The 25,062-nt window shown below is 73.4% G+C and carries 23 protein-coding genes; 7 read left to right on the forward strand and 16 right to left on the reverse strand.

All coding sequences use genetic code 11. From position 1 onward, the window contains the following. The first annotated feature begins 58 nt into the window (after positions 1-58). Genes ACFPFQ_RS44000 through ACFPFQ_RS44010 form a run of 3 tightly spaced genes read left to right on the forward strand, consistent with a single transcriptional unit; the run spans position 59 to position 3,701 of the window. Positions 59-1,093 carry a maleylacetate reductase gene (locus tag ACFPFQ_RS44000; protein WP_379629228.1) on the forward strand — a complete coding sequence of 345 codons (1,035 nt, stop codon included), beginning with the start codon at positions 59-61 and terminating at the stop codon, positions 1,091-1,093. Next, positions 1,090-1,947: an intradiol ring-cleavage dioxygenase gene (locus ACFPFQ_RS44005; RefSeq protein WP_379629229.1), complete on the forward strand. Its 858-nt coding sequence runs from the start codon at positions 1,090-1,092 to the stop codon at positions 1,945-1,947. Before ACFPFQ_RS44000 ends, ACFPFQ_RS44005 begins: the two co-directional genes overlap by 4 nt. After that, entirely contained in the window at positions 1,944-3,701 is a 1,758-nt protein-coding gene (locus ACFPFQ_RS44010; protein WP_379629230.1) for an FAD-dependent oxidoreductase, read from the forward strand. The genes ACFPFQ_RS44005 and ACFPFQ_RS44010 overlap by 4 nt, the downstream gene beginning before the upstream one ends. A 27-nt stretch (positions 3,702-3,728) precedes the next feature. Here the strand turns inward: ACFPFQ_RS44010 and ACFPFQ_RS44015 are convergent, their stop codons facing one another. Then, positions 3,729-4,547, reverse strand: coding sequence for an alpha/beta fold hydrolase (locus ACFPFQ_RS44015; RefSeq protein ID WP_379629231.1), 819 nt, complete (start codon positions 4,545-4,547; stop codon positions 3,729-3,731). An 82-nt stretch (positions 4,548-4,629) separates the two neighbouring features. On the opposite strand from ACFPFQ_RS44015, the gene ACFPFQ_RS44020 reads away from it, so the two are divergent. Beyond that, on the forward strand, positions 4,630-5,961 hold the full coding sequence (locus ACFPFQ_RS44020) for a PLP-dependent aminotransferase family protein (RefSeq protein ID WP_379629232.1): 1,332 nt from the start codon (positions 4,630-4,632) through the stop codon (positions 5,959-5,961). Between the two features lie 22 nt (positions 5,962-5,983). Continuing rightward, a complete protein-coding gene (locus ACFPFQ_RS44025) occupies positions 5,984-6,604 on the forward strand; it encodes a GNAT family N-acetyltransferase (RefSeq protein WP_379629233.1) in 621 nt (206 codons plus the stop codon). 131 nt (positions 6,605-6,735) lie between these two features. Here ACFPFQ_RS44025 and ACFPFQ_RS44030 read toward each other — a convergent pair whose 3' ends face one another. Together ACFPFQ_RS44030 and ACFPFQ_RS44035 are read right to left on the reverse strand one after the other, a co-directional pair. Then, entirely contained in the window at positions 6,736-7,590 is an 855-nt protein-coding gene (locus ACFPFQ_RS44030) for a YsnF/AvaK domain-containing protein (protein WP_379629234.1), read from the reverse strand. 37 nt (positions 7,591-7,627) lie between these two features. Next, the gene (locus tag ACFPFQ_RS44035; protein WP_379629235.1) at positions 7,628-8,530 is read right to left on the reverse strand and encodes a CAP domain-containing protein; all 903 of its coding nucleotides are present in this window, start codon (positions 8,528-8,530) and stop codon (positions 7,628-7,630) included. A gap of 65 nt (positions 8,531-8,595) precedes the next feature. On the opposite strand from ACFPFQ_RS44035, the gene ACFPFQ_RS44040 reads away from it, so the two are divergent. Both ACFPFQ_RS44040 and ACFPFQ_RS44045 read left to right on the forward strand, forming a co-directional pair. Then, positions 8,596-9,813 carry an amidohydrolase family protein gene (locus ACFPFQ_RS44040; protein ID WP_379629236.1) on the forward strand — a complete coding sequence of 406 codons (1,218 nt, stop codon included), beginning with the start codon at positions 8,596-8,598 and terminating at the stop codon, positions 9,811-9,813. Between the two features lie 15 nt (positions 9,814-9,828). After that, positions 9,829-10,773 (forward strand): asparaginase, encoded by a 945-nt coding sequence (locus tag ACFPFQ_RS44045; RefSeq protein ID WP_379629237.1) that lies wholly within the window; start codon positions 9,829-9,831, stop codon positions 10,771-10,773. Positions 10,774-11,083: 310 nt separating this feature from the next. On the opposite strand, the gene ACFPFQ_RS44050 is transcribed toward ACFPFQ_RS44045, so the two are convergent. From ACFPFQ_RS44050 to ACFPFQ_RS44110, 13 genes are all read right to left on the reverse strand, one after another. After that, positions 11,084-12,601 carry a PucR family transcriptional regulator gene (locus tag ACFPFQ_RS44050; protein ID WP_379629238.1) on the reverse strand — a complete coding sequence of 506 codons (1,518 nt, stop codon included), beginning with the start codon at positions 12,599-12,601 and terminating at the stop codon, positions 11,084-11,086. Continuing rightward, positions 12,598-13,650 (reverse strand): DUF917 domain-containing protein, encoded by a 1,053-nt coding sequence (locus ACFPFQ_RS44055; protein ID WP_379629239.1) that lies wholly within the window; start codon positions 13,648-13,650, stop codon positions 12,598-12,600. The genes ACFPFQ_RS44050 and ACFPFQ_RS44055 overlap by 4 nt, the downstream gene beginning before the upstream one ends. Before the next feature lie 59 nt (positions 13,651-13,709). Continuing rightward, a complete protein-coding gene (locus ACFPFQ_RS44060; protein WP_379629240.1) occupies positions 13,710-14,429 on the reverse strand; it encodes an SDR family oxidoreductase in 720 nt (239 codons plus the stop codon). Beyond that, the gene (locus ACFPFQ_RS44065; protein ID WP_379629241.1) at positions 14,426-15,520 is read right to left on the reverse strand and encodes a DUF917 domain-containing protein; all 1,095 of its coding nucleotides are present in this window, start codon (positions 15,518-15,520) and stop codon (positions 14,426-14,428) included. The genes ACFPFQ_RS44060 and ACFPFQ_RS44065 overlap by 4 nt, the downstream gene beginning before the upstream one ends. Next, positions 15,520-16,590 (reverse strand): DUF917 domain-containing protein, encoded by a 1,071-nt coding sequence (locus tag ACFPFQ_RS44070; RefSeq protein ID WP_379629242.1) that lies wholly within the window; start codon positions 16,588-16,590, stop codon positions 15,520-15,522. Before ACFPFQ_RS44070 ends, ACFPFQ_RS44065 begins: the two co-directional genes overlap by 1 nt. Then, positions 16,587-18,140, reverse strand: a complete 1,554-nt coding sequence (locus ACFPFQ_RS44075) for a hydantoinase/oxoprolinase N-terminal domain-containing protein (RefSeq protein WP_379629243.1) — start codon at positions 18,138-18,140, stop codon at positions 16,587-16,589. Before ACFPFQ_RS44075 ends, ACFPFQ_RS44070 begins: the two co-directional genes overlap by 4 nt. Positions 18,141-18,143: 3 nt before the next feature. After that, positions 18,144-19,496, reverse strand: coding sequence for a purine-cytosine permease family protein (locus ACFPFQ_RS44080; protein WP_379629244.1), 1,353 nt, complete (start codon positions 19,494-19,496; stop codon positions 18,144-18,146). Positions 19,497-19,697: 201 nt separating this feature from the next. After that, a complete protein-coding gene (locus tag ACFPFQ_RS44085) occupies positions 19,698-20,462 on the reverse strand; it encodes a sugar isomerase domain-containing protein (protein ID WP_379629245.1) in 765 nt (254 codons plus the stop codon). Then, positions 20,459-21,691, reverse strand: a complete 1,233-nt coding sequence (locus ACFPFQ_RS44090; protein WP_379629246.1) for a hypothetical protein — start codon at positions 21,689-21,691, stop codon at positions 20,459-20,461. Before ACFPFQ_RS44090 ends, ACFPFQ_RS44085 begins: the two co-directional genes overlap by 4 nt. Beyond that, a complete protein-coding gene (locus ACFPFQ_RS44095; protein WP_379629247.1) occupies positions 21,688-22,368 on the reverse strand; it encodes an N-acetylmannosamine-6-phosphate 2-epimerase in 681 nt (226 codons plus the stop codon). The genes ACFPFQ_RS44090 and ACFPFQ_RS44095 overlap by 4 nt, the downstream gene beginning before the upstream one ends. Continuing rightward, positions 22,368-23,306, reverse strand: a complete 939-nt coding sequence (locus ACFPFQ_RS44100; protein WP_379629248.1) for an N-acetylglucosamine kinase — start codon at positions 23,304-23,306, stop codon at positions 22,368-22,370. Before ACFPFQ_RS44100 ends, ACFPFQ_RS44095 begins: the two co-directional genes overlap by 1 nt. Before the next feature lie 7 nt (positions 23,307-23,313). Beyond that, positions 23,314-24,150: a carbohydrate ABC transporter permease gene (locus ACFPFQ_RS44105; RefSeq protein ID WP_379629249.1), complete on the reverse strand. Its 837-nt coding sequence runs from the start codon at positions 24,148-24,150 to the stop codon at positions 23,314-23,316. Beyond that, the gene (locus tag ACFPFQ_RS44110) at positions 24,147-25,061 is read right to left on the reverse strand and encodes a carbohydrate ABC transporter permease (RefSeq protein ID WP_379629250.1); all 915 of its coding nucleotides are present in this window, start codon (positions 25,059-25,061) and stop codon (positions 24,147-24,149) included. The genes ACFPFQ_RS44105 and ACFPFQ_RS44110 overlap by 4 nt, the downstream gene beginning before the upstream one ends. Position 25,062: the final 1 nt, after the last annotated feature.

Genomic DNA, 25,062 nt, shown 5'->3' on the forward strand with positions numbered 1-25,062 from the left:
GGTATTGGACGAATGGCTCCCGGTACGCGACGGTGAACAGGCTCATCGAGGAGGCCTGGTGTTGGACTTCACCTACGAAGCGCTGCCCGCGCGGATCCTGTTCGGCGCGGGCGCGGCCCGCACCCGGCTCGCGGCGGAGGTGCAGCGGCTGGGCAGCACCCGGGTGCTGCTGGTCGCCTCCGAACGCGACGCCGAGCGGGTGCGCGAGATCGTCGCCCCGTTCGCCGGGAGCGTCGCCGCCACGTTCACCGCGGTGCGCGAGCACGTCCCGATCGCTACCGCGCAGGCCGCCCGTGAGCTGGCCGCCCGGTCGCAGGCCGATGCGGTGCTCTGCATCGGCGGCGGGTCGACGATCGGCGCCGCGAAGGCAGTGGCGCTGACCGCCCGCATCCCGATCATCGCGGTGCCCACCACGTACTCCGGTTCCGAGGTCACCCCGATCTGGGGCCTGACCGAGGGTGACCGCAAGACCACCGGCGTCGACCTCGCGGTGTTGCCCCGCGTCGTCGTCTACGACCCGGAGCTGACGGCGTCGTTGCCGTCCGAGCTGGCCACGGCGAGCGGCCTGAACGCGATGGCGCACGGCGTCGAGGCGCTGTGGGCGCCCGGACACAACCCGGTGAGCAGCGTGATCGCCGAGGAGGGCATCGCCGCGCTGGCGGTCGGGCTGCGGGCCGGTGATCCCGAGCCGCTGCTGCGCGGGGGCTGGCTCGCGGCGTCGGCGTTCGCTGTGACGGGCTCGGGGCTGCACCACAAGCTCGCGCACGTGCTGGGCGGCCTGGGACTGCCGCACGCGCGCACGCACGCGGTCCTGCTGCCGCACGTGCTGGCGTTCAACGCGCCCGGTGCGCCGGAGGCCGCGGCCCGGGTGGCCCGCGCGCTCGGCGTCGACGATCCGGTGGCCGGGCTGCGGGCGCTGGCGGCCGATCTCCGCATCCCGCGCGGCCTGCGCGAGCTGGGCCTGCGCGAGGAGCAGCTGGCCGAGGTGGCGGCGCTCGCCGAACCCGCCGTCCCGAAGGACAACCCCGTGCCGGTCGGCGACGGGGCGTTGCTGCGGCTGGTCACGGCCGCATGGGCAGGGGAGGACGCATGACGGAGGACCGCCTGCAGGCCGTGACCGACGAGGTCGTCGCGAGCTTCGCGGAGACGAAGGACGATCGGCTGCGCGAGATCGTGACGAGCCTGACGCGGCACCTGCACGCCTTCGCCCGCGACATCGCGCTGACGCAGGAGGAGTGGGAGGCCGGGATCGACTTCCTGACCCGCGTCGGGCACATCACCGACGCCAAGCGCCAGGAGTTCATCCTGCTCTCCGACGTGCTGGGGCTCTCGATGCTCACCGTCGGGATCAACGCGCCCACCACGGCGAACGCCACCGAGTCCACGGTGTTCGGTCCGTTCTTCGTCGACGACGCGCCCGAGGTGGCGCTGGGTGGCGACATCGCGGTCGGTGTCAAGGGGCGGCCCTGCTGGGTGTCGGGCAGCGTCACCGCCACCGACGGTTCGCCGATCGCAGGCGCCCGCATCGAGGTCTGGGAGGCCGACGAGGACGGCTTCTACGACGTCCAGTACGCGGGCGACAAGCTGGCCGGACGCGGCTGGCTCAGCTCCGGCACGGGTGGTGAGTACCGGTTCTGGTCGGTGCGGCCCTCGGCGTACCCGATCCCCGAGGACGGTCCGGTCGGTGATCTCCTGCACGCCACCGGCCGCGGCCCGATGCGCCCGGCCCACCTGCACTTCAAGGTCAGCGCACCCGGTCACCGCACGGTGATCACGCACATCTTCGACTCGAGCGACACCTACCTCGACCGCGACGCGGTGTTCGGCGTCAAGCCGAGCCTCGTCGTCGACTTCGCCGAGCACGGCCCGGGCACCGCGCCCGACGGCCGAGAGCTCGATTCCGGGTGGGCGTCCGTCGCCTTCGACATCGTGCTGGAGAAGCTGTGACCGCATCTGCGACCGACCTCGAGACCGACGTGCTGGTCATCGGCAGCGGACCGGCGGGTGGCGGTGCCGCGCTGGCGCTGTCGACCCTCGGCGTCGACCACATGGTGATCACGAAGTACCGCTGGACGGCCAACACGCCGCGGGCGCACATCACCAACCAGCGCACGGTGGAGATCTTCCGCGACCTCGGCATCGAGGAGGACGTGCTCGCACAGGGCACCGAGCACTCGCTGATGGGGGAGACGGTGTTCTGCACCAGCCTCGTGGGCGACGAGATCGGCCGCGTCCGGACCTGGGGCACGCACCCGGCGCGGGAGGCCGACTACACGCTGGCCAGCCCCTCGCCCAACTGCGACATCCCGCAGACGCTGCTGGAGCCGATCGTCATCGGCCACGCGGCGTCGCGCGGCAGCCGGATCCGGTTCGACACCGAGTACGTCGGGCTGGTGCAGGACGCCGACGGCGTCGACGTCACGGTGCGCGACCGCGTCACCGGCCACGAGTACGCGATCCGGGCCAAGTACGTGATCGGCGCCGACGGCGGCCGCAGCGCCGTGGCCGCCGACATCGGGCTGCCGTTCGAGGGCGAGATGGACCTCGCCGGCTCGATGAACATCGTGTTCCACGCCGACCTCTCGCACCTCGTGGAGCACCGGCCGAGCGTCCTGTACTGGATCCTGCAGCCGGGCGCCGACATCGGCGGGATCGGGCTCGGCCTGGTCCGGATGGTCCGGCCGTGGAACGAGTGGCTGATCGTCTGGGGCTACGACATCAACCAGCCGCCGCCCGCGGTCGACGACGAGATGGCCACCAAGATCGTCCATGAGCTGGTGGGCGACCCGGACGTCGCCGTCACGATCCGGTCGACGTCGCTGTGGGGCAACAACAAGATGTACGCCACGCGCTACCGCTCCGGGCGCGTGTTCTGCATGGGTGACGCCGTGCACCGCCACCCGCCGTCGAACGGGCTGGGCTCCAACACGTCGATCCAGGACTCCTACAACCTGGCGTGGAAGCTCGCCTACGTGCTGCGCGGCACCGCGGGCGAGGCGCTGCTCGACTCCTACGACGCCGAGCGCGCGCCCGTCGGCAAGCAGATCGTGCTGCGGGCCAACAAGAGCATCGAGGAGTTCGGGCCGATCTTCGACGCGCTCGGCCTCATCGGCGAGACCGATCCGGAGCTCATGCAGAAGCACATCGCCGAGCGTGCGGCGAACACGCCGGAGGCGGCCGGGCAGCGGGCGGCGCTGCGCGCGGCGTTGGAGCTGAAGAACTACGAGTTCAACGCGCACGGCGTCGAGCTGGGGCAGCGCTACTCGTCCGGCGCGGTGGTGCCGGACGGGACGCCCGAGCCCGCGTACACCCGCGACGCCGAGCTCTACTACCACCCGACGACGTGGCCGGGGGCGCGGCTGCCCCACGTCTGGCTCGGCCGCGGCGGGCAGCGCGTGTCCACCCACGACCTGGCGGGCAAGGGCCGGTTCTGCCTGCTCACCGGCATCAGCGGCGAGCAGTGGGCCGCGGCCGCGGCAACGGTGGCTGCCGAGCTGGGCGTCGAGCTCGTCGCGCATGTGATCGGGCCAGGTCGCGAGCACATCGACCTCTACGAGGACTGGGCCCGCGCTCGCGAGGTCGAGGAGGACGGCTGCGTGCTCGTCCGCCCCGACGCGCACGTGGCGTGGCGTTCGCACACCCTCACGGCCGACCCCGAGGCTGACCTGCGCCGCGTTCTGGCCGCCGTACTCGCCCGCTGAGCCCCGTCGAGAACGACGTTGCCATGATCAACAGGCCCTTTCGATCATGACAACGTCGTTCTCGACGGCTGCCACGCGAGACAGCAGGCGCTCCAGTGCGGCGTCGAACACCGCGGGCTGCTCCAGGTTGGGCATGTGTGCCGCGCCCTCGATCACGACGAGCTCGGCGTCCGGGATCCCGGCGGCGAGCACCTGAGCGTCGCTGATCGGGGTGAACCTGTCCGCGGTTCCCACCACTACGGTCGCGGGCACCGTGATCGCGGCGAGGCTCGCTCGGTAGTCGGGCCGGTCGGCACGGGCGCGCTGTGCCGCCGCGGCGCCCACCGGGTCGGTGCCGCGCATCATCGCCAGCACGTGCTCGGCGACGCGGGCAGGGGAGTTCGGGCTGACCATCCCGTAGAGCGACTCCACCGCGTACGGGTCCATGCCCTCTCGGAGCAATCGGTCGGCCGCGGCTCGCCGGACGGATGGATCCGGCTCGGCCGCCGCAGTGGTGTCGGCCAGCAACAGTCCGGCCACCCGAGAGGGGTATCGCCACTGCAGGTCGAGCGCGATCTGCCCGCCCATCGACAGCCCGGCGACCACCGCCCGCTCGATGCGCAGCGCGTCGAGCAGCCCGGCCAGCTCGTCGGCGAACGCGGACCAGTGCGCGACGGCCCCCGGGCTGGCGCCGTATCCGTGCAGGTCGGGGGCGATGACGCGGTGGCTTTCGCCGAGGCGGGCGAGCTGCGGGTGCCACATGGTCCGATCGAACGGGTGCCCGTGCACGAGCAGCAGCGGCGTCGCGACGTCCGGACCGACGTCGTCGAACGCGAGGGTGGTGGAGTCGAGCTCCAAGGTCTGCATGGGGGCCTCCTCGGGGGTTGACTCCTCGATGATGCGCGGTGCATCGTGTCGGTTCAATACTGACAATTAACTCGGAGCAATCGTGGACGACTTCCGGGCGCTGGCCGATGCCGTGGCCGCCGACATCGAATCCGGTCGGCTCGGCCCGGGCGATCGGCTGCCCACCCAGCGCCGGTTCGCGCGCGACCACGGCGTCGCCGTCTCCACCGCGTCCCGGGTCTTCGGTGAGCTGGTACGCCGCGGGCTCGCCGTCGGCGAGGTCGGGCGCGGCACCTTCGTCAGGGCCGGGCGGCACAATCCCGCGGCGGCCATCGCGGAGCCTGCGGCGTCGCGCATCGATCTCGAGCTGAACTTCCCGGTGCTGCCGCAACAGGCCGGCCTGCTGGCCCGCTCGCTGGAAGGCCTCCTGCGCGCGGACGCGCTGGCGGCCGCGCTGGTGGGTCCCCGCCCGTCGGGGACGCCCGCGGCCCGGGCCGTCGCCGCCACGGCGCTCACCCGGCAGGGCTGGACGCCCGATCCGAGCCAGATCCTCTTCGCCGGCAACGGGCGCCAGGGCATCGCCGCGACGATCGCGGCGCTCGTCCCGATCGGGGGGCGGCTCGGCGTCGAGGCCATGACGTACCCGGTGGTGCAGGGCGTCGCGGCGCGGCTCGGGGTGGAGCTCGTGCCGATACCGATGGACGCCGACGGGCTGCGCCCGGATGCGCTGGCGGCCGCCGGGCCACTGCGCGCGGTCTACCTGCAGCCGACCCTGCACAACCCGCTCGGCGTGACGATGCCGGTGCAGCGCCGTGCCGCGCTCGCACGCGTGCTGACCGATCTGGACCTGCCGGTGATCGAGGACACGATCTACGCGTTCCTCCGCGCGGACGCGCCCGCGCCGCTGGCGGCGCTGGTCCCGGAACGGACGATCGTGGTGGACAGCCTCTCGAAGCGCGTCGCACCCGGGCTCACCGTCGGCTTCGTGGTGCCGCCGCTCGCGATGGTCGAACGGATGGCGGCCGCGCTGCGCACCGGCGGCTGGACGGCGTCCGCGTTCGCCATCGAAGCGACGATGCGGTGGGTGGCGGACGGCACGCTGCAGCTCGTCGAGCGGGCCAAGCACGCCGACGCCGCCGTCCGGCAGCAGGTGGTGCGCGAGCGGCTGGCCGGCTTCGCGGTGCACGCCGACCCGGCTGCCTACCACTGCTGGTGGGAGCTGCCGGCGCCGTGGCGGGCGGAGACGTTCGTGGCAGCCGCCGCGCGGCGCGGGATCGCGATCACGCCCGCCGCGGCGTTCACCGTGGGTGCCGGGCGCGCGCCCAACGCGGTGCGGCTGGCCGTCTCGGTGCCGCCCGTGCCGGTGCTGGCGGCCGCGCTCGACACGCTGGCGAGCATCGCCCGCAACCCCGGAGGCGACAACGGCCTGGAGTGACGGCCGAGGCAGACTGCGAGGTGTGTCCGATTCCCTGATCCGCCCGTACCGGCCTGCCGACCGGGCGGCAGTGGCCGACATCTGCATCCGCACCGGCGACGGGGGTGTGGACGCGACCCCGGTCTACCCGGATCCACAGATCCTGCCGGCGATCTTCGCCCTGCCCTACGTGGAGCTGGAGCCCGACCTCGCGTTCGTCGTCGACCACGAGGGCACGGTGGCCGGCTACGTGCTGGGCGCCGCCGACACCGCAACGTTCGCGCGGCGCTTCGCGGCGGAGTGGCTGCCGACGGTCGCCGACCGCTACCCGTTGCCGGTCGGCCCGCCGTCGACGCCTGCGGAACGGATGGCCCTGCTGCTGCACCACCCGGAGCGGATGGTCCGGCCCGAGCTGGCCGACTACCCCGCCCACCTGCACATCGACCTGCTGCCCGGCCACCAGGGCGCGGGCTACGGCCGGAAGCTGATCACCGCGCTCTTCGCGGCGCTGCACGCGAAGGGGGTCGCGCGGGTGCACCTGGAGATGGCGACGTCCAACACCGGCGCGCGGGCGTTCTACGACCGCGTCGGCTTCCACGAGCTGTGGCGCTCGCCCGCGCCGGGCACCACGGTGCTGGGCCGCTCGACGGCGCCAACCCCGTAGCCACGGCGCCAACGTCGAGACGTCGGCGCCGTGGCCACGGGGTTGGCGCGGTGGTGTCCCGGACGTCAGGAGGGCCACCCTGCTGACGTTCAACGTCAGGAGGGCCACCTTGCTGACGTCCCGGCGAACCGTCAGCGGCGGGTATCGCGACCCCGGTTGTCGCCCTTGTCGACCTCGATCTCCTCGTGGCGCAGGTCGCCACCGACCTCCTCCGTGCCGCGCACGGCCTCGGTGCGCAGGCGAACCTGCTCCACCGGCACGGTCTCCTTCGACACGACGGCGCGCTCCTCGTGGAGCGTGACCTCGTGCTCCTGCTCCGAGATGGTTGCGCCGCGGTGCCGGTCGGCGTCGGTGATCGGCGCGCGCTCGACGTGGACCTCCTCGTGCGACACCGGCACCTGCACGGTCTGGTGCTCGGTGACGACGCGCTTGCGCAGGCGGGGCCGGCCGGTCTCGTGGGTCTCGGTGCCGACACGGAGCTGCTCCTCCGAACGCGTCATCGTGGCGTCGCCGTTCTTGCCCGCGGCGGTGCCCATTGCGGTACCCGGCGCATTGCGGCCCGTGCCGGTGTGGCCGTCGGCCTGGTGCGTCACGCCGCCATCACCCATCCCGTAGTGGCGGAACAGGTCCTGCTCGTCGCGCGGGCTGAGCTCGCGACCCGGGTCGTGGTGCGGCGCCGACTTCAGCGCGTCCTTGTCGAAGGGCACCATCGGCTCGTCGTTCTCCATGCTGGCGCGGCCCAGCGGCACGAGCGACACGTGGGTGCCGAACAGTCCGGTCCGGACCGCCGCCCAGGTCGCGTCATGGCTGGTGGTGTCGTAGTAGAGCGCATCGACGTTGCCGAGCTTCCTTGCCGTCGCTGCCGGTGACCGTCGTGCCCTCGAGCCGGGCCGGGCCGTCGATCGAGATCGCCATGATCGGAACTCCTTCTCGTGAAGCGGAACGTGATCCGGTACGAGACAGGGGTGCTCGGTGAGGGCGGCCACAAACCGTCCACAGCGGATTGCGGACCTTAGGGTGAAATCAGTGTGGAGTGCCGAAAACCTGGGTCCAGTACACCCCGTAGCTGCCGCCCAGCGCGTGCCCGACGCCGATCTGCGTGAGCTCGCCGTCGAGGATGTTGCGCCGGTGACCAGGGCTTTCCATCCATCCCCGCACCACCTCCGCCGCGGTGCGCTGACCGGCGGCGATGTTCTCGGCGACCTTGCGGTACCGGTATCCCGCGGCCGAGGTGCGATCGGCGGGCTGCCCACCATCGGGGGACGTGTGATCGAAGAACGAGCGGCGGACCATGTCCTCGCTGTGGCGCTGCGCGGCCACGGTCAGCCGGTCGTCGACGGTCAGCGGGCGCAGTCCGTGCTGGGCACGCTCGGCGTTGGTGGCGGCCACGACCTCGGCGGTGATCGAGGTTGCGCGCACCGGTGCGGAAGGGGCGGCAGGCGGCCCGTCGGCCACGTCGACACCGAAGTCGCGGGCGAGCCCGCCGAGCCCGTCGGCGTACCCCTGGCCGATCGCGCGGACCCGCCATGCGGTGTCGCGCCGGTAGAACTCGGCGAGCAGCACCACCGTCTCGGCCTGCAGCCGCGGCGCCGCCAACCGCGCGAACGCGCTGCCCGTGCCGTCGGTGAGGGTCGTCGCGGGTGCCGGGAGCGCACCGAACCGGGTGCCCGGCTGTTCCGGCGACGCGATCACGACCACCCGGTCCGCGCCACGACGCAGCCCTGCGGGCGTGACCCGCAACCGCCCGGATCGCAGCTGCACGCCCGGCGCTGCCGGCGCGTTGTAGAAGATCATGTCGGCGTCGCCCGAGACGAGGCCGTTCGCGCCCACCACCAGCGCTGAGAGATCGAACGGGCCCGCGGTCCGCACCTCGACCACGGGTCCGGGGAGCGCCAGGTTCGCGCCGGGTGCGAGGTCTGCCGTCACGTCCGTCCAACTCGCCGGGTCGGGGCCCGGTTCCCCGGAGGCCGGACAGTGGGCACGATGACGGGGTGCCGAACATCAACTCCGCACCCCTGCTGATCACCGCTGCCGAGCTGATCCGCGGTCCCGTCGCGGACCGGATCGACGGCGGCGCGGTACTGGTGCGCGACGGCCGCATCGCCGCGGCCGGCAGCGCGGCGGAGGTGACGGCCGGCCTGCCCGCCCACGTCGCGACGTTGGCGTTCCCGGGTGCGACGATCCTGCCGGGGCTGATCAACGGGCACGTCCACCTGTCCTTCGAGCCGGGGCCGGATCCGGTGCGCGCCGTCCTGGAGGCCGACGATGCCGAGCTGCTGCTCGTCATGGCGCAGGCCGCGCGCACGCTGCTCGACGGTGGTGTCACCACCGCACGTGACCTGGGCGATCGCGGCGGGCTGGCGCTGCACGTGCGGGACGCGGTCGCCGCGGGGCGTCTGGCCGGGCCCCGCATCCTCGCCGCCGGTGCGCCGCTGACGCCGACCGGCGGGCACTGCTACTTCCTCGGCGGCGAGGTCGATGGGCCCGACGCCATCCGCGCCCGGATCCGCGCGTCGGCGGCCGCGGGCGTCGACCTCATCAAGGTCATGGCGTCCGGCGGTCAGATCACGAAGGGCGGCGCCGCGATGTGGGAGTCGCAGTTCGACGTGGACGACCTGCGGGTGATCGTCGACGAGGCCGCTCGACACGGGCTGGGCGTGGCGGCACACGCCCATGGCTCCGACAGCATCGCCGCTGCCGTCGAGGCGGGGGTGGCGACGGTCGAGCACTGCACGTGGATGGCCGGTCCCGGTGCCAGCGACCAGCGCGCCGACGTCGCCGAGCGGATGGCGCAGCGCGGCATCGTCGCCTGCCCTGCCTCGTCGGGGGACTGGCGCGCGATGGGCCGCATCGTCGGCGAGGAGCGCGCGTTGCAGCTGTTCTCGCGCCTGCGCTGGATGGCCGATCTCGGCGTGCGCGTCGTGCCGGGCACCGACGCCGGCCTGACCCCGTTCGATGGACTGCCTGCCACGCTGGGGCGCTACCGCGACTTCGGCTTCACCGCCACGGAGATCCTGGACATGGCCACCACCGGCGCGGCCGACGCGCTCGGCGTCGGCACGTTCACCGGACGGCTCCGGGCGGGCTTCGCGGCCGACCTGATCGTCGTCGACGGGGACCCGGTGGCCGACCTCGACGCGCTCAGCCGGATCGAGCTGGTGATGGCACAGGGGCGGTTGCACCGACCGGCACCGATCCCGACCGTCTGACGTAGCGTTCCGGCCGTGATCGACGAGAACGCGCAGCCGCTCGCCCACGTGGTGCGCGGCGGGCTGGTGGAATCGGTGCACCTCGGCCACCTCGTGGCGCTCGACGCGACGGGTGCGGAGGTGTTGCGCCGCGGCGACCCCGGCGTCACGTTCTACCCGCGCTCGTCGGTGAAGCCGGTGCAGGCCATCGCCATGCTGCGCGCGGGACTCGACCTCGACGGCGAGCTGCTCGCGCTCGCCGCGTCCAGCAACTCGGGGGAGCCCGCCCACGTCGAGGCAGCCCGGGAGATCCTCGCGAAGGCCGGGCTCACCGAGGCCGACCTGCAGAACACCCCGGTGCTGCCGATCAACGCCGACGCGTCGTTCGCCTGGCGGGCCGCAGGCAACGGGCCGTCGTCGCTCACGCAGGACTGCTCCGGCAAGCACGCGGCCATGCTGACCACGTGCGTGGTGAACGGGTGGGACCTGCGCACCTACCGCGACCCCGCACACCCGCTGCAGCAGGCGATCCGCGCGACGATCGCCGAGTTCACCGGCGACGGTGACCCCGCCCACGTCACCGTCGACGGTTGTGGGGCGCCGCTGTTCTCCTGCACGGTCGGCGGCCTGGCCAGGGCGTTCTCGAGGATCGCGACGGGCGCGCCCGGCACGCCGGAGCACCGCGTCGCCACCGCGATGCGCAACCACCCGTGGTTCGTCGGGGGCACCGGCCGCCGGGCCACCCGCTTCATGGAGACGGTGCCGGGGCTCATCGCGAAGGACGGCGCTGACGGGGTGCTCGCCGCCGCGCTCCCCGACGGTGCCGCGCTGGCCGTCAAGATCCTGGACGGGAGCGGGCGGTCGCACCGGGCCGTGGTGGCCGGGGCGCTTGCGGCGCTGGGCGTCACCGGCCTCGACGAGATCGGCCACGTCGACGTGCTGGGCCACGGCGAACCCGTGGGCGCCATCGTCGCGGTGTAACCCGCCAGCACCGATTCGCCGCCCTGACCCGACTCGCGGTGCCGTTCGTCCCGACTCGCGGGTCGTTTGAGCGCAACTCGCGGGGCCGATGGCCCCAACTCGCGGGTCGTTTGAGCGCAACTCGCGGGGCCGATGGCCCCAACTCGCGGGTCGTTTGAGCGCAACTCGCGGGGCCGATGGCCCCAACTCGCGTGCGGGCGTGGTCACGAGCGCCCGCGAGTTGGGGTGGATTGCACCGCGAGTTGGGGTGGATTGCACCGCGAGTTGGGGCGGATGGGACCGCGAGTTGCGGTCGGTTGGCCGCGGCGGATCAGGGGCCGGACAGCGCTACGGCGCGGCAGGCCAGCTGCAGGGCCAGCCGGTTGTCGGTGCGTCCGAGATCGATGTCGAGCAGCCGCTCGATCCGCGCGACGCGGGCCGCGACCGTGTTGCGGTGCACCCCGAGCACGGCCGCCGTCTCGGCCAGCGACGACTCGGCGTCGAGGTACGTCGCGAGCGTCCGCACGAGGTCGCCGGTCTCCCCCAGCAGCGGCGCGAGCAGCGTCCGCGCCGCGGGCTCGAACGTGTCGGTGCGCGTCCACTCCAGCAGCAGCTGGGCCATCCCGAGCTGGTCGACGTGCAGGAAGTGGCCGGTCTCCGGGCGCGCGGCCGCCAGCCGCGCCGCGTCGGTGGCCTCCGCGACGGTGCCGGCCAGCCCGTCGGGCTGCGGGTGCGGCCGTCCGACGCCCATGTGGGCGGCCAGCGTGCGGCGCAGCTCGCGGTGGGCCGTGCGCAGGTGCGTGGCGAGCGCGCGGATCCGGTCGGCGGACGGTTCGGCATCGAAGGTGGTCCAGCCCGTCCAGCCGTCGCCGTGCCCGACGAGGACGGCATCGACGCCCGCGGCCTGCAGGACACGCAGCACATCGGGTTCGCGGCCGACGATGTCGGTGCCGACCGCGGCGCCGATACGGATGCCGACGTGCCAGCCGCCCAGCCGCCAGCCCGCGTCGGTGGCGCGCCTGCGCAGGTCGGCGGTCGGCTCGCCGGCCAGGCGCAGCACGTCGCCCAGCAGCGCGGCGCGGTAGCGCGCGTCGCGTTCGGACTCCAGCCGGTGCACGAGCAGCCAGCGCTGCGCGGCGGACGCGGCGATGGCGAGCGCGGGCGGCACGGTGTCGGCCCACGCCGCCCGGACGTCGCGGATCTCGGTGACCAGCCACAGCGCGGGCCGCGCGGCCCGGGGGAGCAGGACGGGGTGCGCGAGCAGCGTCCCGCCGGGCACCGGGGAGCGCTGGGGAACGGGCTCGTCGATCCGTACCGTCGCGGCCGCGACGGGATCGCCCGCCAGCTGCTCCCCGTGCCCGTCGAGCAGCGCGACGGGTGCCCGCAGCAGCCCGCGCAGGACGGTCGCGATCTCCTCCGGGGGCCGCAGCCGCTCGGCCAGCTCGGCGTGCGTGGCGAGCACGAGCTCGGCACGGTCGAGATCGGGTGCAGCGAGCAGCAACCGGGCGGCGACGAGCAGGTCGAGCGGCCCGGCCGCGGTGACCAGCAGCGGCACCGAGATCCGATCGGCCAGCAACCGCGACGCCACCAGCGGCCGGCCGGCGAGCAGCACACCGGCCCCACCGGCGTCGGCGACGCGGCGCAGCAACGTGTCGACCCGCCAGTCGGCGGCGGCCAGGGGCTGCGCCACGACGGTCAGCTCCGCCGCGCCGACGGTGTGATCGCGGCCCAGGTCCAGTACCGGCCGCAGCCGGCTGACCGCCCGCTCCACCCCCGCCGCGCCGGCCAGCACCTCGACCGCATCCGACCACGCCGGCAGCGCGAGGAGTCTCCGCACTGTGACGGTCACGGCTGCCCCGCCAGCAGGACGGGATCGCTGTCGATGCCGTACGCGCGCGGTGCCACCGGGCCGCAGTGGCGCGGATCGGTCCAGAACGACGGCGCGGGCAGCTGCAGCACCGCCACCTCCATGCCGTGGCGGATGTCCTCGCAGGCGATCGGCACGGCCGTGCGCCGGTCCAGCACCGCCAGCACGTCCGGGGTCGTGGCGACGACGACGCCGTCGCGCATGGCGAGCAGGTACTCGTTCTCCATCTCCAGCCGCAGCAGCATGCCGGCGGCGTCCTGGACGGTGACGCTGCCGCGGCCGAACCCGGGGTTGTCGGGCCGCTCGGGGTCGACGCGACGCGCCACCTCCACCACCCGGCCCTGCGCGAGCAACCGTCCCCCCACCGCCGGGGCGAGCTGGGCGGGAGCCAGCGCGAGCGCCAGCCTGCCCAGCTCCGCGGCCGCCCCGACGCTGCCGATCACCGCGCAGTCGGCGAGCTCACGTGCCGGGATCGGGGCCAGCGCGAGCACGCCCCAGCCGGTCAGGGTGAGCACCGCCCGCATCGTGCGTTCGATCTGCACGGGCGTGGAGTGGTCGAGCAGCAGCACCTGACCGCCGGGCTCGCCGAACGCGACGGGCCCGAGCTCGCGACCGGCAGCGACGGGGGAGAACTGGTTGAGCCGCGGCAGCGTCCGGCCCGACAGGTCGGCGTCGACGCACGGCAGTCCGAGCTGCTCGGCGGCGACGAGCCCGAGCAGCCCGTTGAGCCCGCCGATCTCGATCGTCATCGCGGCGTCGGCCCGGGTGCCGGTCCACCGCTCGACGGCCCCCACCGCATCGCGGAACTCGTGCCCGCCCGGGAGCTTCTCGGTCAGTGCCGACGTGGCGCCGACGGCCCCGACCGCCACCACGAGCGCGTCGCCGGGCAGCTCCGACACGGGCGTGACGGCGATGTCGTGCCCCGCCGCGTGCCGCATCCGCAGGAGCGTGGCCGCGGTGTCGGTGCGCCCGCCACCCCCGGAGCCGAGCAGCGCGACCCCGCGTTCCAGCGCGACGAGGTCGATGCGCACGGCGGCTCCCGGGGGCGAGGATCGCCGGAACCTATCCGACGCTCGGTGGCAGGTGGGCCTCAGCGCAGCGCGTACCCACCGTCGGGGTACAGCACCGAGCCCGTCGTGTAGCCGCTCGTGAACAGGTACAGCACCGCGTCCGCCACCTCCGCCTCCGTCCCGACGCGGTGCAGCAGCGTGTCGCGGCGGTACTGCGCGAACGCCGCCTCGCGCACGTCATCGGGCCGCTGCGACCACAGGTGACCGTCGATCGTTCCCGGTGACACGACGTTGACGCGGATCGGCGCGAGCTCGGTGGCCAGCCCGCGGCCCAGCCCCTCGATCGCGGCGTTGCACGCCACGTACGCCGACGCCGGGCCCGGCGGCCGCACGCTCGCGGCCCCGGCCATCAGCACCACCGACCCGTCGGTGGCCAGCACCGGCAGCGCGTGGCGGACGACCCGGTACTGCCCCCAGAACTTCGACTCGAACGGGCTCGCGGCGTCGGTCTCCGAGAGCTCGCGCAGCGACCCGACGCGATAGGTCGCGGCGGTGGTGAACACGTGGTCGACCCGGGGGACACCGGCGAAGAACGCGGCGACCGACTCGGGGGAGGCGGTGTCGACAACCCGCCGGGTCGCAGCCGAGCCCAGTTCCGCGACGGCCGCGTCCAGCGTCGCCGCCGTCCGGCCGCCGAGCACCACGCTCCCGCCGGCGGCGACGACCCGCCGGGCCACCTCCAGCCCGATGCCGGCGCCGCCGCCGATGAGCACGACCGTGCGGTCCTGCAGTGCGGTCACGCGATCAGCTCCACCGGTCGGAAGTCATGGGCCAGTCCGAACGCGGCCGGCCCGAACGTCGCCAGCGCAGCCGGCGTGCGCATCAGCGCCGGGGTCGAGATCCCGATCACCACCACGCGCTGGCCGTAGCGCAGGTGCTCGGTGGTGATCGGCTCGGCCGTCTCGGCGTCGAGCACGCAGATCAGGTCCGGCACCACGCACCGCATCTCGCCGTCGACGAGCGCGACGAGGTTCTCGTTCTGGAACTGGATCTCCAGCCCGTGCTCGCCGTCGAACGACGCCGCCGCGGCCCGGCCGCGGGCGAAACCCTGCTCGGTCCGCCGCTCCACATCGGTGATCTTGCCGCGGAACAGCACCCGCAGGTGGCCGTAGAGGGTGTCGGCCAGCACGTCGGCGAGCCGGTCGAACGGGTCGGCGTGCTGTTCGCGGGCCTCGCGGATCGCCCGGCCGACGGTGAGCGCCAGCGTCAGCGTGCGCGGCACCGCCGTCCGTTGCACCTGCGCGCCGCTCATCGCGTACTCCGCGATGTGGGCGACCCCGCCGAGCCGGATCGTGACGCCGCGGGCGTGCCACTCCATCGCCGCGTTGTCGGTGCCGGTGTCGATCACGACGGTCTCGCCGCGCTCGCCGGCCACCGCCATCGGCGATCCGGGCACCCCGTAGACGGCGAACGTCTCCATCTGCAGCTCGGGGAACGCGCGCCCCATCCCGTCGGCGTCGACGACGGGCAGGCCGGTCCGCGCGCCCACGAGCAGCGGGATCATGGAGTTGATGCCGCCGCACTCGATCGGCATCGTGGCATCGGCGCGCCGACCGAGCCGCCGCTCCAGCGCGCGCAGCGCCGAGACCGGTTCGGTACCGTGCGGCAGCTTCTCGAAGCACACCGTCGGGGCGCCCATCTGCGCGGTCGGGATCACCAGCGCGTCGTCGGCGAGGTCGTCGGGGTCGAGGATCGTGATCGGTCCCGACTCCCGCATCGCCTCGCGCACCAGCAACCTGCCGACGTACGGATCGCCGCCTCCGCCCGTGCCGAGCACCGCGGCACCGCGGGCCAGGTCGGGCAGCATGTCGGCGGTCAGCGACCACGCCATCAGGCCACGACCGGGTCGATGTCGTAGCCGAAGTAGCGCGGTCCGGCCAGTGCCAGCCCGGCCTCGCTGTGCCAGCGCGGGTCGGCAGGCGCGGTGAACACCGTCATCCGCTGGCCGTAGCGCAACCCCTCGGTGGTGATCGCCACTCCGGTCTCCTGGTCGACCGAGCAGATCAGGTCCGGCACCGACGCCGTCACCGCACCGTCGCGCTCGGCCACGAGGTTCTCGTTCTGGAAGCGCAGCACGAACTCGGCGCCGGTGTCGTCGCCCATCCCGGAGAGCCGGGCGACGCCGCGGGCGAAGCCGTCGGCGGTGCGCCGCTCCACGTCGACGACCTTGCCGGTGAACAGGTGCCTGCCGCCCATCCGGGCGATCACCGCGGCCGCGGGGTCGGCGTGGGTCTCCCGTGCCGACCGCACCAGCGCACCCAGCTCGGCGCACAGGCTCAACGTCGCGGGCACCAGTGACTCACGCGCCTGCGGGCCGCTCATCGCGTACGCGCTGATCATCGCCGAGCAGCCCATCTCGATGGTCGCCGTGCGCGCCAGCCGCTCGGCCCACATGTTGTCCACCGTGTCGAAGACGCTGCGGTTGCCCTTCTCGTCGGTGAGCGCCATCGGTGTCGTCGTGATCCCGTAGATCGTCGGCAGGATCATCTGGATCTCGGGGAACGCGCGGCCCATGCCGTCGGCGTCGATCAACGGCAGCCCCAGCTGGGCGGCCGCGACCACGGGGATCAGCGAGTTGACGCCGCCCGCCTCGGCACACGCGATGTGCGTGAGCTTTCGGCCGAGGTAGGTCGCGAGCGCTCGCGGTGCCAGCCCGACCTGATCACCGGAGGGCAGCTTCTCGACCATGACGGTGGGCGCGCCCATCATCGCGACGGTCAGCACCTCGGCGTCGTCGGGCACCTCGGCCAGCGGCACGAGCCGCACCGGGCCGTGCTCGCGCAGCGCGGCAGCGGCCAGCAGCCGCCCGATGTACGGGTCGCCGCCGCCACCGGTGCCGAGTATCGCCGCGCCGCTCGCGATGTCCTCGACGTCGTCGACCGTGATCTCGCGCATCGTCATCCCTCCACCTGCAGGTCGCCGACGGCACTGACCCGGATCCGTGTCGCGTTGCCGGGCAGGTACGGGATCGGCACCTCGTCGAAGTCGACGATCGTCACGCTCGAGGGCACCGCTCCGGCCGCGACGGCACGGTCGACGGCCTCCTGCTTCGCCTGGTCCACCACGGATTCGCGACGGCCCGGCTCGATGGCGTACACGCGGTCGACCTTGCCGCTGATCTGCGCGATCGCTGCGCCGATGGCGTTGGCCACCGCGTAGTTCTCCGGCCGGTGCACCTGCTCGCCCGCCCCGTCGAGGAAGTCCGGGAGCAGCACCGAGCCGCCGCCGACCGCGACGACGGGCAGCGGGTCGGCCGACGTGCGCATCCGCTCGACGGCGTCGGACACGTCGCGCGACACCCGGTCGAGCGCGTAGCGGACGAGCTCGGGGTCGAGGTGCGCGACGCGGGCGGCGTCGCCGATGTCGGCCCGACCGGCCGCGACGGCGACGTCCGTGGCGGTGAGCGTCGTACCGCCGAAGACGAGCGCCTGCGACGTCAGCTCGTAGCCGACCGAGTCCGGGCCGACCGTGACCTCGGCGCCCGTTCCGCGGATCCGGCTGCCGCCGCCGATGCCGATCGACAGCACGTCGGGCATGCGGAAGTTGGTGCGGATGCCGGCGACGCTGATGTCGGTGGTGGCCTCGCGTGGGAAGCCGTCGCGCAGCACGCCGACGTCGGTGGTGGTGCCGCCGACGTCGACGACCGCGCAGGTGCCCAGCCCCGACAGCACCGCGGCGCCGCGCATCGAGTTCGTCGGGCCGGACGCGAACGTGGCCACCGGGTAGCGGCGGGCGAAGTCGACGTCCATGAGGGTGCCGTCGTTCTGGCTCAGGTACAGCGGCGCCCCGATTCCGGCCCCGGTGACGGCGGCGCCCAGGCCGTCGACGATGGTGGCGGCGAGCTCGCGCAGCGCGGCGTTGATGATCGTGGCGTTCTCGCGCTCCAGCAGCCCGATCCGGCCGATCTCGTGTGACAGCGAGATCGCGACGTCGGGCAGCTCCTCGGCGATGATCTCCGCGGCCCGCGCCTCGAACTCGGCGTTGACCGGGGAGAACACCGACGAGATCGCGACACTGCGGATGCCGGCGCGGCCCATGTCGTCGGCGGCCTTGCGCAGCTCGGCCTCGTCGAGCTCGGCGATGTGGCGCCCGTCGAACTCGTGGCCGCCGTGCGCCATGTAGCTGCGTCCGGCGATGGCGTCCACCAGCCGCTGCGGCCAGTCCACCAGCGGCGGCAGTGACGCCCCCGCCGGCAGGCTCAGCCGCAGCGCCGCGGTGGGGGCCAGGCGCCGGGCCTCGATCAGCGCGTTGATGAAGTGGGTGGTCCCGATCATGACGGCCTGCACGTCGCCCGGCGCGAACGGCCGCTGCGACTGCAGCGCGGCCATCGCCGCGACGATCCCGGACGTCACGTCCGCGGTGGTGCTGGTCTTGATGCTGGCGAGCACCTGCACGCCGTCCAGCAGGACGGCGTCGGTGTTGGTGCCGCCGACGTCGATTCCGATGCGCACCGCTCAGCTCTCCTTGTGTGCGGGAACGGGTCCCGCGGGGACGGGTTCGGCCGTGGCCGTCCGGTAGACGCCCGCGCCGCGCACCAGGCCGAGCCGGCCCGCCACGACGTAGAGCACGAACGCGATCACCAGCGAGTTGATGCTCGGCAGCCCGATGCTGACGAACAGCCCGACGAGCGCGGCCACGAGCCAGATCACCAGGGTGGCGGGCACCCAGTCGGGCGCGGCCGCCGGCAGGCTGTAGCCGTCGGCGCGGGCCGCCTCGAGGTCACCGCGCCAGCGCTTCACCACGAAGTACTCGGCCACCATGATCCCGGCGATCGGCGGGAACGCCGATCCCAGCACGATCAGGAACGTCGTGAAGTTGCCGAGGATGCCGAACGCCGCGAGCAGGCTGCCTGCCACGCCGATCACGGCGGTGAGCGCGCCGCGGTGCACCCTGCGGCCGAAGACCGTGGCGATGAAGTTCACCACGCCGAGGCCCGACGAGTAGAGGTTCCAGTCGTTGATCTTCAGAGTGCCGGCGATGATCACCAGGATGCCGATCCAGCCGACCGACGACGTGATGATCGTGGTGATCTCGGCCGTCTTCACTGCGTGGGCCAGCAGCACCCCGGCCAGCCCGATGACGTACTCGCCGAGCGTGACGCCCACCAGCGTCTGCTTGACGACGTCGGCGACGCTGCGGTTGAACCGCGTCATGTCCGGCGTGATCACCGCGCCGACGATGAACCCGCCTGCCACCAAGGTCGTGCCCTGTACCAGCGTCATCGCCGGGCCGGCCGGCGCCGAGGCCACCAGTTCGGCGAAGTTGTGGCTCGACAGCTCGGAGATGATCGACCAGCCGACGAGCACCAGGAACGCGGGCACCGTCACGTAGGCCGTCCAGGCCATGGACTTGAAGCCCCGCAACACGATCGCGGTGACGAGGAGGCCGAACAGCAGCGCCCACACGCCTTCGGGCAGCCCACCCAACAGCTGGACGAGGCCCTGCGCCGACACCGCCGACTGGATGCCGAACCAGCCGATCAGGCTGATGCCGACGGCCAGCCCGATGAGGGCGGAACCGCCGCGGCCGAAGCCGGTCCAGCGGGCCAGCACCGAGAGCGGGAGCCCCTCGCGGACGCCGATGATCCCGACGAGGATCGCGACGAACTCGAGGATCACCGCGCCGAACGTGAGCGCGAGGAACGCGTCCCAGAACGTCATGCCGAACCCGAGCGTCGCACCCAGGAGGAACTGCGTGAGCGCCGACATCTGCCCGAACCGTTGTACCGCTACCGACCACCACGAGTAGCGGGCGCTCTGCGGCACCCGGGTCATGGCGTGGTCATCGACTCCGACGTGCGAGGCCATGGCGGCCTCCTTGTCCACTCGATGGGGGGATCGAGCGGCCAACGTAAACGGCAGGTCAGGACCTCGTCAGCGGGCGATGTGCACAGTTCCTACCCACAACCTGTGGATAGTGCACTGCCCAGCGTCCGAGAACCGTCGAGAACGACGTTGTCATGATCAACAGGGCCATTGGATCATGGCAATGTCGTTCTCGACGGAGTGTCAGGGCTCCATGGGGCGCACGCGGGAGCCGTAGCGGGCCAGCAGTACCGCGTTGTGCGCGTCGCCGCCGTCGATGTTGGCCGAGCGCAGCACCGGGGGCTCGATCCCGCGCGCCAGCAGCCGGGCGCAGATCTCCGCGGTGATCAGCTGCGCGATCAGCACCCCGGTCATCGTCGACGTCGACGCGATGCGCGAGCCGCCGGGCAGCGGGTAGCCCGCGTCCCCGGGCACGGCGCAGTTGTCGATCACGACGTCGGCCAGGTCGGCCAGCCGCAGTCCCGACGGGTGCCGCGACGTCATCGACGCGCTGTGCGCCAGCGACGTGACAGCGACGACGCGGTTGCCGTTGGCTCTCGCCAGCCGGGCCATCTCGACGACCGAGCCGTTGATCCCGGAGTTGGACGCGATGAGGAACAGGTCCTCGGGGTGCACCTCGTGCAGTGCGAGCACGCGCGGGGCCAGCCCGGGATCGCGCTCGCAAGTCGGGTCGATGATCTCCGCGGCCGGGGCGCCCCCGAACAGCGCGAGGTCGTTGATGGCCAGCTGGTTCGTCGGCACCAACCCGCCGGCTCGGCCGGTGATCTCCATGGCGAACGCGCGGGAGTGGCCGGTGCCGAAGGCCTGCAGGACACCGTCGCCCGCCAGCGCATCGGCGCCGAGCGCGGCGGCGGCGGCGATCGCGTCGTGCTGGGTGTCGACGACGCGGTCGATGGCGTCCTGCAGCACGCGCAGGGGGGTCTCGCGGTCGAGCGTCGGGTTGGTCACGCGGGCCTCTCGTTCGGGTCGATCGGGTCGGTCGGTTCGAGCAGGTCGACCGCAGCGGCGAGCGCGCGCTCGGCGCTGCCCGCCGCGGTCGGGGTGCGGAGCACCTCGTAGTCGGGCCGCCCGTAGGCGGCACGCGTCGGCAGGTAGCCGACGTAGCCGTTGGTGTAGCCGACCAGCACCGCGCCGCCGTCGAGCTCGTCGCGCAGCGCCAGGTAGGGCTCGGCGCCGAGACCGAGCAGCGTCAGCGATCCGAGCCGGACTGCGGCGACGGCGCAGTTCAGGTCGGCGGGCCGCGGCTCGGATCGGGCCAGCTCGGCTGCCTGCAGCGCCGTCGCGGCGGTGCGGATCGCGACCGGATCCCCGGCCCGTTCCGCTGCGGCGAGCGCCGTGGTCAAGGCGGCGATCGGCACTGCGGTGGCGGGCTTCGGGTCCAGTGCGACGGCGGCCGTGCGGCTGCGCAGTGGCGCGCCTGCCGTGACGGCGGCCGGGCCTCGCAACGACCGGACGACCGCCGCGGCCGCGACCCGTCCGAGCCGGGTGCACTCGGCCGGGGTCTGCTCCCGCCGGTGCGGCCGCGTGCTGACGTCGCCGGCGGCCCCGGTGGCGGCCACCGACCAGGCGCCGGTCCGCTCCCGCACCCCGTCGCGGACGGCGCCTGCCAGGTCCGCGCTGACGCACCGGTTCGCGGCGTCGAGCACGGTCGGGTGCACGGGCAGCACCGTGATCACCCCGGTCACCTCGCCGCCGGGAGCGTGCACCGACAGCACGTCCACCGGCACGGTCCGCCGCGGCCGGGCGCCGGAGCGCTGCCCGGCGACACCGCGCAGCGTCAGCCTGCGCAGCTCGACGGTCGCCGGTGCCTCGGCGGCGACCGCCCGTGCCGCCGCATCGGTCGCCGCGGCGGTGACGGCCGCCAGCCAGTGCGGCGGCGTGCGGGTGCCGCCGGGGGTGCAGCCGGTCTCCGGTCCGGCGTGGGTGTGGGTGGCCGAGAGCCAGACGGTGCCGGGCACGGCGTCCCGGATCGCCGCGGTGAGATCGACGTTGACGCACGGCAGGTCGGCCACGAGCCAGACGAACCGGTCCGTGCCGGCGCGGATGCTGACCGCGGCCACCTGCAGCGGGTCGAGCACGCCGGTCGACGGTCCGGGTCGGGCGGCGTACCCGCCCATGGGCGAGCCGTCCGGAACGGCGAGCTCCACGGCAGCCCACCCGACGGCCAGCCCCGTCACGACGCCGCCTGCAGGAAGTTCCCGGTGATCACGCCGGGGTCGGTGATGGACTGCCCGACCACCACGGCGTGCGCCCCCGCGTCGAGCGCCGCCCGGAACAGCTCGGGGGTGCCGAAGCGGCCCTCCGCGATCACCGGGCAGTCCAGCGCCGCCACGAGCGCGGCGACCAGCGCCAGGTCCGGGCCAGCCGGTACCGGTCCACCCCCGGTGTAGCCCGACAGCGTGGACGCCACGATGTCGGCGCCGGCCGCGCGCGCCGCCAGCCCGGCGTCGAGATCGTCGACGTCGGCCATCACCAGCGTGCCGAACAGCTCGTGGATCGCCGCGATCTGCCCGGCCAGCGTGGTGCCGTCCGGGCGGGGGCGCCGCGTGCCGTCGATCGCGACGACGTCGGCGCCCGCCGCGATGACCTCGGCCGCCGCGGCGGCCGTCGGGGTGATGAACACGCCGTCCGGGTCGCCGAGCTTATGGATCCCGATGATGGGCAGGGTGACGGCGGCCCGGATCGCGGCGACGTCGGCGGGCCCGTTGGCCCGGATCCCCGCGGCGCCCGCGGCGGCCACCGAGCGCGCCATCCGGGCCATCGTGTCCGGCCCGTGCAGCGGGCTCTCGTTGCCGGCCTGGCAGGACACGATGAGCGAGCGGGCGGGGAACGGGATCGGGAGCGGTGCAGACATCAGCGGAACCCTCCGTGCTTGTGCCGGTGCATCAGGGGCAGGTAAGCGAGCGGTTCCGGCGTCGAGGCGAGCAGGCAGGCGCCGTCCAGCGGTGAGCCGGCCGCCGGGACGGGCCGGGCGCGCGGCACCCCGGCCAGCGCCGCGTGGAACGCCTCGCGCAGCGCCGTCCCGCTCTCGACGAGGCGACCGGTTGCGGCGACGGCAACGTCGTCGCTGCCGGGGATCGCCTCGATCCCGGCGGCCGCGGTGCGGGCCAGCTCCCCGCCGGCCGCGGTGACGATCCCGGCCGCGACGGCGTCACCCGCCGCAGCGGCGTCGAGCACCTCGACGGCGAACCGCGCGACGTCGTCCACCACCGTCGGGGACGTGTAGAGCACCTGTGCGAGCTGCCCGGGGGCGCCGAAACGCCGGCCGGTGCTGTTGAGCAGCGCCGTGGTGGGCCCACGCCCGTCGTAGGCGCGCAGCGCGGCGGCGATGCCCGCGCGGCCGATCGCGAAGCCGCTGCCGTCGTCGCCGAACAGGTGGCCCCAGCCGTCCACTCGGTGCCGGACCTCGTTCCGGACAGCCAGGCAGCCCACACCGGTGCCGACCGTCAACGCCACTCCTGGCCCACCGCCGAGCGCGCCCGCGTGCGCCGTGACGTTGTCGGCGCACAGCAGCACCTCCTCGGCGGGCAGGAGTTCGGCGATCGCGGCGCCGAGCCGCTCGCGGTCGGACTCGAGCACCGGCAGGCCCGTCAGCCCGAGCACCGCACGGGCCACCGGATCGCCGGAGGCGGCGGCGGTGAACCCGGCCCATGCCTGCGCCACGGCCGCGACGATCCCCGGCACGTTGTCGGTGCCCCGGTAGACGAAGCCCGGGCCCGCGTGGACCTGCCCGCTGCCGACGACGGTGAGCCGCAGGGTGGACTGGCCGCCGTCGACGGCGACGAGCCTCATCGCCTGCTCACCGGATCCCCGCGCTCATCGTGATGCCCTCCACGAACCGGCGCTGCAACGAGACGAACAGCAGCACGGTCGGCAGCAGCGCCAGCACTGCGGCGGCCATCATCATCGGCAGCCCGCTTGCGCCGAGGTTGTTGGCCTGCATGGCCGCGAGCCCCACCGGTAGCGTCCGGTGCTCGTCGTCGCTGCCCACCAGCAACGGCCAGAGGTGGCTGTCCCAGTTCATCAGGAAGATGAACAGCGCCAGCGCCGCCATCGGCCCCCGCACCAGCGGCCCGACGATGCGCAGCAGCGTGCGCACCACGCCGGCGCCGTCCAGCCGGGCGGCCTCGATCAGCTCGTCGGGCACCGCGTCGATCGCCTGGCGCATCAGGAAGATCCCGAACGCGCTGGTGCCCGCCGGCACGATCAGCCCGGCGAAGCTGTTGACCCAGCCCAGGTCGTAGATCAGCGCGTACAGCGGCACGTAGATCACTTCCAGCGGCACCATCAGCGTCGCCAGCACCACCACGAACGCCGTGTTGCGTCCGGGGTAGGAGAACTTCGAGAAGCTGTAGCCCGCCAGCGTGCACGTCACCAGGTTGAGCACCGTCACGGCGACCCCGACGACAACGCTGTTGAGGTAGTACCGGGCGAACGGTGTCTCCGTGAAGGGCAGCGCGAAGTTGGACCACAGCCAGTCCGGGATCCAGCGCACCGGCACCGCCAGCACCGCCGCGGGCGTCTTGAGCGCCGACACCAGCGCGTAGACGAGCACGGAGGCGAACACGATGCCGCCGAGCGTCACCACCAGCCACAGCGGCACCCTGGCGATCCGGCGCATCGTCGATGTCGTCACGTGTCGGTCCTCCGGAACACCCGCAGCTGCACCATGGTCACGATCAGCAGGACGGCGAACATCAGCACGGCCACCGCGCTCGCGCGGCCCATCCGGGCGCTCTCGAACGCGGTCTTGTAGACGAACAGGTTGACGACCTCCGTGTCGAACGCACCGCCGGTGAGCACCACCTGCGGGCTGAACGCCTGGAACCCGCGGATCACCGCGATCACGCTGCACACCGCCGTGATCGGCTTGAGCAGCGGGAACGTGATGTGCCAGAACCGCTGCCAGGCATTCGCGCCGTCCACGACCGCGGCCTCCTGCACGTCGATCGGCAGCCGGGAGAGCCCGGCGAGGAACAGGATCAGGAAGAACCCGGTCTCCTTCCAGATCCCCATGATCACCAGTGCCCAGCGCGCCCACGTGGAGCTGGTGAGCCACGCGACGTCGATCCCGAGGCTCTGGTCGAGCAGCCCGTCGGGGTGCAGGACGAGCCGCCACACCACGGCGATCGCCACCCAGCTCGTGGCTACGGGCAGGAAGTACAGCAGCCGTACCAGCCCGAACCCGCGCATCCGCCGCTGCAGGCCCAGCGCCAGCAGCATCGCCAGCATGAGCGCGGGGACGTACGTGCCGACCGTGTAGACGAGCGTGTTGAGCAGCGCCGCGTGGAAGCGCGGATCGGCCAGCAGGAACCGGAAGTTGTCGAGGCCGGTGAACTCCGGCGGTGAGGTCAGGCTGTAGTCGAACAGGCTCAGGTAGAACACCCGCAGCCCCGGGTAGATCGCGAAGAGCGCGAAGAGCAGCAGTGCGGGCAGCGACAGCAGGGCGCCGACCAGGTCCCGCCTGCCGTCCACCTTCCGTCGACGGGCCGGACGGCCGGTCGGCGGGGTGGACGTGCGCGGGCGGGCCCGGGTCGACGTTGCCACG

The sequence above is a fragment of the Pseudonocardia sp. GCM10023141 genome, assembly GCF_042653605.1.

What these genes read in the sequence shown, in the direction of transcription:
- ACFPFQ_RS44070 (WP_379629242.1), bottom strand. Translation starts at nt 16,590, where the DNA reads ATGACGATGCGCGAGATCACGGTCGACGACGTCGAGGACATCGCGAGC.
- ACFPFQ_RS44080 (WP_379629244.1), bottom strand. Translation starts at nt 19,496, where the DNA reads ATGGCCTCGCACGTCGGAGTCGATGACCACGCCATGACCCGGGTGCCG.
- ACFPFQ_RS44065 (WP_379629241.1), bottom strand. Translation starts at nt 15,520, where the DNA reads ATGGCGTGGTCGCTGACCGCCGACATGCTGCCCGACCTGGCCCGCGGT.
- ACFPFQ_RS44005 (WP_379629229.1), top strand. Translation starts at nt 1,090, where the DNA reads ATGACGGAGGACCGCCTGCAGGCCGTGACCGACGAGGTCGTCGCGAGC.
- ACFPFQ_RS44095 (WP_379629247.1), bottom strand. Translation starts at nt 22,368, where the DNA reads ATGTCTGCACCGCTCCCGATCCCGTTCCCCGCCCGCTCGCTCATCGTG.
- ACFPFQ_RS44015 (WP_379629231.1), bottom strand. Translation starts at nt 4,547, where the DNA reads ATGCAGACCTTGGAGCTCGACTCCACCACCCTCGCGTTCGACGACGTC.
- ACFPFQ_RS44100 (WP_379629248.1), bottom strand. Translation starts at nt 23,306, where the DNA reads ATGAGGCTCGTCGCCGTCGACGGCGGCCAGTCCACCCTGCGGCTCACC.